This window comes from Phenylobacterium sp. (assembly GCF_031412415.1).
Taxonomy (GTDB): Bacteria; Pseudomonadota; Alphaproteobacteria; order Caulobacterales; family Caulobacteraceae; genus Phenylobacterium.
The window spans coordinates 1-8,704 of the sequence record NZ_JANOCX010000097.1 but is presented as its reverse complement, the minus strand read 5'-3'; the positions used below and the strand labels follow the sequence as shown (position 1 = coordinate 8,704).

Genomic DNA, 8,704 nt, shown 5'->3' with positions numbered 1-8,704 from the left:
CCGGCGCCCTTGCCGCGATCGGTCGCCTCGTCCATCCGCCGGAACTTCTCGAACACCCGCTCGAGCTCGGCGGTCGGGATGCCGCGCCCCTCGTCCTCGATGGAGATCACAACATTGCCGCGGTCCTCGTAGGCCGCGACTTCGATGGCCGTGCCGTCGGGACTGTAGGCCACCGCATTCTCCAGAATGTTCACGATGGCCTGTTCCAGCAGCGAGGGGTCGGCCTTCACCATCGAAAGCTCCGCGGGGAAGTCTCGCGCCACGGTGCGCTTGTCCAGCCGCCGCTGCACCCGCTCAACGGCGGCGCGCAGCACGTCGCGGATATCGACCCATTCCTTGCGGGTCACCAGGGCGCCGCCTTCCAGCCGGGTCATGTCCAGCAAGTCGCCGACATAGCGGTTCAACCGCTCGGCCTCCTCCCGAATCGAGATCAGCAGGTCTTTCTGCACTTTCGGATCCAGGGTCTTGCCGTAGTCGATCAGGGTGGTGGCCGAGCCCAGGACCGTCGACAAGGGCGTGCGCAGATCGTGGCTGACGGAATTCAGCAGCGCACCGCGCAGGCGGTCGGTCCGGCGCAGCGCCTCGGCGTCGGCCGCCTGGGCGGCGAACTCGGCGCGCTCGAGGGCTACGGCGCCCTGGTCCAATAGGGCGGCGACGAAACGCTCATTGTCCTCAGCGGCCAGGGCCATGGGCTCGACACCGGCCACCCCGGCGCGGGCCTTCACGCCCTGTAACGGTCGAAAGGTCCAGGCGGCGTTGGGCAGGGTGCCGGTCCCGGCCCCCGCCGGTTCGCCACGCTCCCAGGCCCAGCGAGCCGCGGCCATGTCGGCGGGCGCCAGGCTCTCCAGGGGCGGCGAGGCGGCGGTCAGCACGATGTCGTCGGCGCTGGGCGTCAGGACCACGGCGGCCCCGCTGGTGGCCGCCGCCAACTGTTCGGCTAGGGCCAAGGCCGCACCCTCCTGCTTGGCGGCCGATGACAGCCGCCGACTGGCCGAGAGCAGGGAGGCCACGGCGGCGGCCCGCCTGGCGACCGCGCGGCTCTGGTCGCGGATCCGCCCGGTCAGCCAACCCGTCGTCAACGCCGCGGCGAAGAACACCGCGAAGGTCAGCACGTCGGCCGGATGGCCGATGCGGATGGTCAGGCGGGGCTCCAGGAAGAAGAAGTTGTAGAGGAAAGCCGACAGGGCCGCGGCGGTGAGCGCCGGCCACAGGCCGAAGGCTAGGCCGCTGATCAGCACGCTCAGCATGAAGATCATGGCGAGGTTGGCGGTCTCGGCGAACTGATCGGTCAGGGCCGCCAGCAGACCCGCGGCGGCCACCAGTCCCACGGCGGCCAGGTGACCCAGCCACGGCCAGGAAGCCACCGGCGCGCGGCGCCTGACGACGGGGGGCTCGGTCTCCGCGGCCTCGGTGACCACATGCAGGGCCGCGCCATTCGACTCTTGCAGAAGCGCGGGGATCAACGCCCGCCGGAACGGATTGATTCCGCGCCGCGTCGACTTGCCGACCACGATCTGGGTGACGTTGTTGCGCCGGGCGTAGTCCAGCACGCCCGCCACCAGGTCGTCGCCGGTCAGGACGACGGTCGAACCACCCAGTTGCTCGGCGAGCTTCAAGGCCTCGTTCAGGCGGGCCTGGCCGGCGGCGCTGGCCGAAGGGGCGTTGGGGCGTTCGACGTGGGCCACGGTCCACTGCGCGTCCATCATCATGTCCGACAGCCGCCGGCCGGTGCGCACGAGGGCGCCTGCGGACGCATCGGGTCCGACCAGGACCAGGATCCGCTCGCCCGCGGCCCACGGCCCCTCGACCCCCGCCCGTTTCATGGCCCCGACCAACTGGTCGTCCACCGTCTGGGCCGCGCGCCGCAGGGCCAGTTCGCGCAGGGCCGTCAGGTTCTCGGGCTTGAAGAACCGCTCCGCGGCAAGACGGGCGGTGTCGCCCATATAGACCTTGCCCTCGGCCATCCGCTCGCGCAGTTCCGACGGGGTGATGTCGATCAGCTCGATCTCATCGGCCCGCGACAGGGCGCCGTCTGGCACAGTCTCGCGCTGGCGAACCCCGGTGATCTTCCAGACCACCTCGCGCAGGCTTTCCAGGTGCTGGACATTGAGCGTCGTCCAGACGTCGATCCCTGCCGAGAGCAGTTCTTCCACGTCCTGCCAACGCTTCGGATGGCGAGATCCGGGCGCGTTGGAATGGGCGTACTCGTCGACCAACAGCAGGGCCGGCTTGCGCTCCAACGCCCCATCAAGGTCGAACTCAAGCAGGGTGCGTTCGCGGTAGTCGATGGGGCGGCGCGCCATCACATCCATGCCGCGCAGCAGGGATTGGGTCTCACGACGACCATGGGTCTCGACGACGCCCACGACCACGTCGTCGCCGTCGGCCTTCCGGCGACGGGCCGCGCGCAACATCTCGTAGGTCTTGCCCACTCCGGGGGACATGCCCAGAAACACCTTAAGCCGCCCCCGCCCGGGTTGGACGGTGGCGGCCAGGAGGGCGTCCGGATCGGGGCGTCTGGGTTCGTCCGGGCTCATGGGGCGGGAGGTTGACCCACGGGATAGCGGGCGTCGAGAGCCAGGTTGGTTTCCAGCACATTGACCCGGGGCTGGCCCAGCACGCCAATGGTTCGACCTTCGGTTCGCACGACGATCAGACCCTTGATCAGCCGGGGCTCGACCCCGCGCGCCTTGGCGATCCTTTCGGCCTGCAGCAGCGCGAACGCCGGCGAGATGTGCGGGTCGAGGCCTGAGCCGGATGTCGTGACGGCGTCCGCGGGGATGGTCCCGCCGGTGCTTTCCGCGCGGAGGGCGTCGGCGCTCTCCTTGACCCGCTTGGCGAGGTCCTCGTTGAGCGGACCGAGGTTGGAGCCCGACGAGGCGCTGGCGTCATAGCCGTCTGAACCCGCCGCCGATGGGCGGGGATGCAGGTACTGCGCTCCGGCGAAGTTCTGGCCGATCAGCTCCGAGCCGACGACCTTGCCGCCGGAGACGACCAGGCTGCCATTGGCCTGGTGCGGGAAGGCGGCCTGGGCGACGCCGGTGACCAGCAGGGGATAGGCCAGGCCCAGCAGCAGGGTGAAGAAGACCATCGAAACGATGGCGGGACGGATGAGGGAAAGCATGGCTTTCAAGGTCCTAGAAGGCGCCGCCGAGCAGCGCGCAGAGGAAGAGGATGGCGATCAGGCCGCCGGAGACGAGGGCTTCGCGCATGACCATCACGCCAGCCCCATGCCGGAGACGACCAAGTCGATCAGCTTGATGCCGACGAAGGGCGCGATGAGGCCACCCAGGCCGTAGAGCAGCAGGTTGCGCGAGAGCAGCTTGGCGGCGCCGACGGCGCGATAGCGCACGCCCTTCAGGGCCAGAGGGATTAGGGCCACGATCACCAAGGCGTTGAAGATCACCGCCGACAGGATCGCGCTTTCGGGGCTGCCCAGGTGCATGATGTTGAGCGCGCCCAGGGCCGGCAGGGCAGCCACGAACATGGCCGGGATGATGGCGAAGTACTTGGCCACGTCGTTGGCGATGGAGAAGGTGGTGAGCGCCCCTCGGGTGATCAGCATCTGCTTGCCCACCTCGACAATCTCGATGACCTTGGTCGGGTCGGAGTCCAGATCGACCATGTTGCCGGCCTCGCGGGCCGCCTGGGCGCCGGTTTGCATGGCGACGCCGACATCGGCCTGGGCCAGGGCAGGGGCGTCGTTGGCGCCGTCGCCGCACATGGCGACCAACCGCCCCTTGGCCTGTTCATCGCGGATCAAGCGCAGCTTGTCCTCGGGCGTCGCCTCGGCGAGGAAGTCGTCCACACCGGCTTCCGAAGCGATCGCCGCCGCGGTCACGGGGTTGTCGCCGGTGATCATCACCGTCCGCAGACCCATGCGGCGAAGATCGGCGAACCGCTCCTTCACGTTGGGTTTGACGACGTCCTTGAGGTGGATGACGCCCACCAGAACGCCGTTTTCGCTGACAGCCAACGGCGTGCCGCCCGATCTCGCGATGCGGTCGACCGCGGCGGTGAACTCCGCCGGGATCTGATGCGGCGATAGCTCGAGCGTGCGGATGACGGCGTCCACCGCGCCCTTGCGCCAGGACTGGCCATCGGCGTCCAGGCCGGACTGCCGCGTCGTAGCGGTGAACGCGATGATCGTGGCGCCGGCCGGGGCCTCCTGGTCAAGGCCCTGGCTGCGCGCCAGGTCAACGATCGAACGGCCTTCGGGTGTCTCGTCGCCGAGCGATGCCATGAGGGTGGCGCGCATCGCCGCTTCCGGCCGCACCCCGGGCGCCGGGACGACCTCGGTCGCCATCCGGTTCCCGAAGGTGATGGTGCCGGTCTTGTCCAGCAGCAGGGTGTCGACGTCGCCGGCCGCCTCGACCGCGCGGCCGGAGGTCGCCAGGACGTTGACCTTCAGCAGGCGGTCCATGCCCGCGATGCCCACCGCCGACAGCAGCCCGCCGATGGTCGTCGGGATCAGGGTGATGAACAAGGCGCCCAGCACGGTCGGCGGCAGGTCGACGCCGGAATACTTGCCGAGACCCAGCAGAGTCACGACCGCGATCAGGAAGATCAGGGTCAGGCCGGCCAGCAGGACGGCCAGGGCGATTTCGTTGGGCGTCTTGCGGCGATCGGCGCCCTCGACCATGGCGATCATCCGGTCGAGGAATGTATTGCCGGCCTCGGAGGTGATGCGCACCTTGATCCAGTCGGAGACGACGGTCGTTCCGCCCGTCACCGCCGAACGGTCGCCGCCGCTCTCGCGGATCACGGGGGCGCTCTCGCCTGTGATCGCGGCCTCGTTCACCGATGCCACGCCCTCGACGATCTCGCCGTCAGCCGGGATCACGTCGCCGGCCTCCACCAACACAATCTCGCCGACCCCCAGCAGGTGGGCGGGCGTGGGTACGATGGTCCCGGTCTTGGGATCGACAATCAGCTTGGCCTTCGTCGTCACGCGGGTGGCGCGCAGACTGTCGGCGGCGGCCTTGCCTCGGCCTTCGGCCACGCTCTCGGCGAGGTTGGCGAACAGCACCGTGGCCCAAAGCCAGAAAGCGATCTGCACCTCGAAGCTCGAGGGGCGGCCGCCCACGATCTCGGCGACGGCCGAGGCCGAGGCCAGAAGGGCCACGATCCAGGTGGCGAAGATCACAGGATTGCCGGTGAGCTTGCGCGGATCGAGCTTGAAGAAGGCCTCGCGCGCGGCGCGACCGATCATGGCCGGCGAGAGGCTGGCGCCGAGAGCGGAAGGCTTGCGGCCTTCGGGAGGTGCGTAGGACGCGGTCATGTTGCGATACCTAGAGTGCGATCAGCGCGCGGCCAGGGTCGTCAGCACTTGGAAGTGCTCGACGATCGGACCAAGCGCGAGGGCGGGGAAGAACTGCAGTCCGCCCAGGATGAGGATGACGCCCACCAGCAGGCCGACGAACTGGGCCGAGTCGGTGGGAAGGGTGCCCGCGGACGGCGCGAGTTTGGGTTTGGCCACAAGGGACCCCGCGATGGCCAGGACCGCCACGATGGGCACGAAACGCCCGAATAGCATGGCGATCCCCAGCGTCGTGTTCCACCAGGGCGCGTTGGCGGTCAGGCCAGCGAAAGCCGAGCCGTTGTTCGCCGTGGCCGAGGTGTAGGCGTAGAGGACCTCCGACAGGCCATGCGGTCCGGAGTTCAGCAGCCCCTTCAGCGCCTCGGGCAGGACGGCGGCGATCGCCGAGAAGCCCAGCATCGAGAGCGGCACGACCAGCACCGCCAGCATGGCGAGCTTGATCTCCTTGGCTTCGATCTTCTTGCCCAGATACTCCGGGGTGCGGCCGACCATCAGGCCGGCGACAAACACCGCCAACAGGGCCATGACCACCATGATGGCGACGCCCGACCCGATGCCGCCGGGCAGGATTTCACCCAGCATCATCAGGAACATGGCGATCCCGCCGCCCAGTGGCATGAAGCTGCCGTGCATGGAATTGACCGAGCCGTTGGAGGCGCCCGTCGTGGGACCGGCCCAAGCGGCGGCCGAGGCCGCGCCGATGCGCACGTCCTTGCCCTCCATGTTCTGGCTGGCGTCCACGCCGGCGGCGACCAGGGCCGGAGCCGGTTGGGTTTCAGCCCAGTAGATCCCCGCGGCGCCCGCCGAAAGCAGGATGGCGGCCGTGGCCACCAAGGCGCGGATGTCTTTCTTCGCCAGGGCCGAGCGGCCGAAGGCGAAAAAGGCGGCCCAGCCCAAGACATTGATCGAGACCGCCGTGATGAAGTTCGTCAGCGGGCTTGGGTTCTCGAACGGGTGTGCCGAATTGACGTTGAAGATGCCGCCGCCATTCATGCCGAGCTGCTTGATGGCGAGCTGGCTGGCCACCGCGAACAGCGACAACTTTTGCTCGGCGCCCTCGACCGTGGTCGCCAGGGCCGAGGCCTGCAGGGTCTGGGGCACGCCCAGGGCGACCAGCACCAACGCCAGGACCAGGGAGGCGGGCAACAGGACGTATAGGGTCGTGCGGGTCAGATCGGCCCAGAAGTTGCCGACGCCCTCGCCGCGGTGACCGATGAAGGCCCGCGCCAGGGCCGCGGCGATGGCCGCCCCGGTGCCCGCGGAGACGAAGTTCTGCACCGTCAGCGCCGCCATCTGGCTGAACGTCGACATGGTGGTTTCGCCGCCATACGACTGCCAGTTGGTGTTGGTGACGAAGCTGACGGCGGTGTTGAACGCCAGGTGCTCGGAGACGCCGGCGAAAGCCTGCGGGTTCAGCGGCAGCACGCCCTGCAACCGGATGATCGCATAGACCAGGATGAAGCCCACGAGGTTGAAGGCCAGTAGCGCAGCGGCGTAGCCGAACCAGGTCTGGCTCTTGCCGCCATCCACGCCGCACGCGCCATAGACCAGGCGCTCAACAGGCTTCAGCACTGGGTCGAGCCAAGTCTTCTCCCCGTTCCAGACCCGGGACATATAGACGCCTAAAGGCCAGCCGAGCCCAATGGCCACGGCCAGCGTCAGGGCGATCTCCGCCCATCCTTGCCAAGTCATGTCGGTATATCCGTCAGAAGCGTTCGGGGCGCAGCAGCGCCGCGATCATGTAAGTGGCCACGGCGATCGTGCCGCCCGCCCAGAGCCAGTCGGTGATCATCTCAGATCCGCCTCAAGCCGGCGGCGAAGAGCGCGAACAGCGCGAACGCCACCCCGCCCAGGGCCAGGAAAACCAGGTCAGCCAACGAAGGACTCCTTTGATCGTTGACGTCAGGATGGGCGAGGCTGACGTCAGGGTTCGAGACGAGTCCGCGGCGGCGCGCATAAGGGAGTCATAAAGAGCGACCCGCCGGCTCGGCCTGACCCGAAGCCCACCCCCACCGCGCCTTATTGAAGTAGCGCGACACGCGACAGGCAGGGGGAACGGCGATGGTCATGGTCGTGATCGACGGCACGGGCGTCTACAACACCGCCCAGTACGACTCCGACATGAAGAACAGCTTCTGCGTCCAGATCGCCAACGGCATGGGGTCGAAGGCGACCTACTACCGCGGTCCGGGCGGCTGGGGCGGGACGACGATCCTGCGGACCTGGGCGGGTGTCTCGGACATCCTGTCATCGGACGAAAAGAACGTGATGATCACGGGTTACAGCCGCGGCGCGGCGGCGGCCATCGAGCTTGCCCACTACTGCCGGGACATGGCGATCACGGTCGAGGCCATGTTCCTATTCGACCCCGTCAAGCGCGACCTGGCCCTGCCGAACGCCGACACGATCCCGCACAATGTGCGCAACTGCTACAAGGTGCTGCGCGCGCCCAGCAAGGACTCCAACGCCGTCAGCTTCATGTCGCCCAACAACGACCGCTACGCCCGCGGCTGGATGCGCAACTGCGGCGAGTCCGTCGAGGACCCGTCGCTGACCTTCGTCGACACCCCCTGCGTCATCAGCGGATCGCACGGCGCCGCCGGCGGCGTGCCCTGGGGCGAGTACACCCCCGACAAGGCCGCCACCCAGATGGCCGCCGACTGGATGTCGACCCGCCTGCAAAAGCACGGGCTGAAGATCTCGCTGAAGAACTACTGGATGGCCTGGCACAAGAACCAGTGAGCGTGGCGGGATCAGGCGGCCGCCGCTACATCGGTATCCTCGACCACCACGTCGGCGGTGAAGCGTCACATCGGTTTGTATTGGCGGAAGAGGTGGGATTCGAACCCACGGACGGCTTTCACCGTCGCCGGTTTTCAAGACCGGTTCCTTAAACCACTCGGACACTCTTCCTAGCCGGAGGAGCGCCTATAGCAGCGAGAGCAGGGCGTCTCCAAGGGGCGTAACAGCCTTAACGGATTAACCCCGTTTCTTAACCCTGGCTCAAACCCTTGCGCCCATCCTGGCCGCGAGCACGGCGCTGGGGAGCGTTCGAGACAGGGAAGGGCGGTCCATGACCAGCATCCACATTCGTATCCAAGCGCGCAGCCTGGCCATGGTTCTGATGGGGAGCGCGGCGCTGGCTGCCTGCGCGACGCCGCAACCGCGCTATGCCTCGCGGCTTTTGCCGGGGAGCTCGATCGCTTCCGCGCCCGCGCCGACCAGCGTCCAGCCCAACGGCGCCGGCGGCCGCTACAAGATCGGCGCGCCCTACCAGGTGGCCGGCATCTGGTACGTGCCCAAGGAAGAGCCCAGCTACGACCAGCAGGGGATCGCCTCCTGGTACGGCGACGAATTCCACATGAAGCCGACCGCCAACGGCGA

The 8,704-nt window shown here is 68.1% G+C and carries 5 protein-coding genes, 1 tRNA gene and 1 pseudogene; 2 read left to right on the top strand and 5 right to left on the bottom strand.

Annotated features, from left to right (window positions below; translation table 11 throughout):
• From RMO04_RS05145 to kdpA, 4 genes are all read right to left on the bottom strand, one after another.
• The coding region (locus tag RMO04_RS05145) for a sensor histidine kinase KdpD (RefSeq protein WP_309643720.1) at nucleotides 1-2,537 on the bottom strand (2,537 nt) is incomplete at its 3' end.
• Nucleotides 2,534-3,124, bottom strand: coding sequence for a potassium-transporting ATPase subunit KdpC (kdpC, locus tag RMO04_RS05140; protein ID WP_309643719.1), 591 nt, complete (start codon nucleotides 3,122-3,124; stop codon nucleotides 2,534-2,536). The genes RMO04_RS05145 and kdpC, both read right to left, overlap by 4 nt.
• Before the next feature lie 93 nt (nucleotides 3,125-3,217).
• On the bottom strand, nucleotides 3,218-5,281 hold the full coding sequence (gene kdpB, locus RMO04_RS05135; RefSeq protein ID WP_309643718.1) for a potassium-transporting ATPase subunit KdpB: 2,064 nt from the start codon (nucleotides 5,279-5,281) through the stop codon (nucleotides 3,218-3,220).
• A gap of 21 nt (nucleotides 5,282-5,302) precedes the next feature.
• Nucleotides 5,303-7,012 carry a potassium-transporting ATPase subunit KdpA gene (gene kdpA, locus RMO04_RS05130; RefSeq protein ID WP_309643717.1) on the bottom strand — a complete coding sequence of 570 codons (1,710 nt, stop codon included), beginning with the start codon at nucleotides 7,010-7,012 and terminating at the stop codon, nucleotides 5,303-5,305.
• Between the two features lie 375 nt (nucleotides 7,013-7,387).
• On the opposite strand from kdpA, the gene RMO04_RS05125 reads away from it, so the two are divergent.
• Entirely contained in the window at nucleotides 7,388-8,062 is a 675-nt protein-coding gene (locus RMO04_RS05125; protein WP_309643716.1) for a hypothetical protein, read from the top strand.
• Nucleotides 8,063-8,143: 81 nt separating this feature from the next.
• Here the strand turns inward: RMO04_RS05125 and RMO04_RS05120 are convergent.
• A tRNA-Ser gene (locus RMO04_RS05120) sits at nucleotides 8,144-8,233 on the bottom strand.
• A gap of 160 nt (nucleotides 8,234-8,393) precedes the next feature.
• Between RMO04_RS05120 and RMO04_RS05115 the strand changes: the two are divergent.
• A pseudogene (locus tag RMO04_RS05115) lies at nucleotides 8,394-8,704 on the top strand (hypothetical protein); the annotation flags it as partial.

Coding starts and splice junctions, on each gene's coding strand:
- kdpC (WP_309643719.1), bottom strand. CDS start 3,124: ATGCTTTCCCTCATCCGTCCCGCCATCGTTTCGATGGTCTTCTTCACC.
- kdpB (WP_309643718.1), bottom strand. CDS start 5,281: ATGACCGCGTCCTACGCACCTCCCGAAGGCCGCAAGCCTTCCGCTCTC.
- kdpA (WP_309643717.1), bottom strand. CDS start 7,012: ATGACTTGGCAAGGATGGGCGGAGATCGCCCTGACGCTGGCCGTGGCC.
- RMO04_RS05125 (WP_309643716.1), top strand. CDS start 7,388: ATGGTCGTGATCGACGGCACGGGCGTCTACAACACCGCCCAGTACGAC.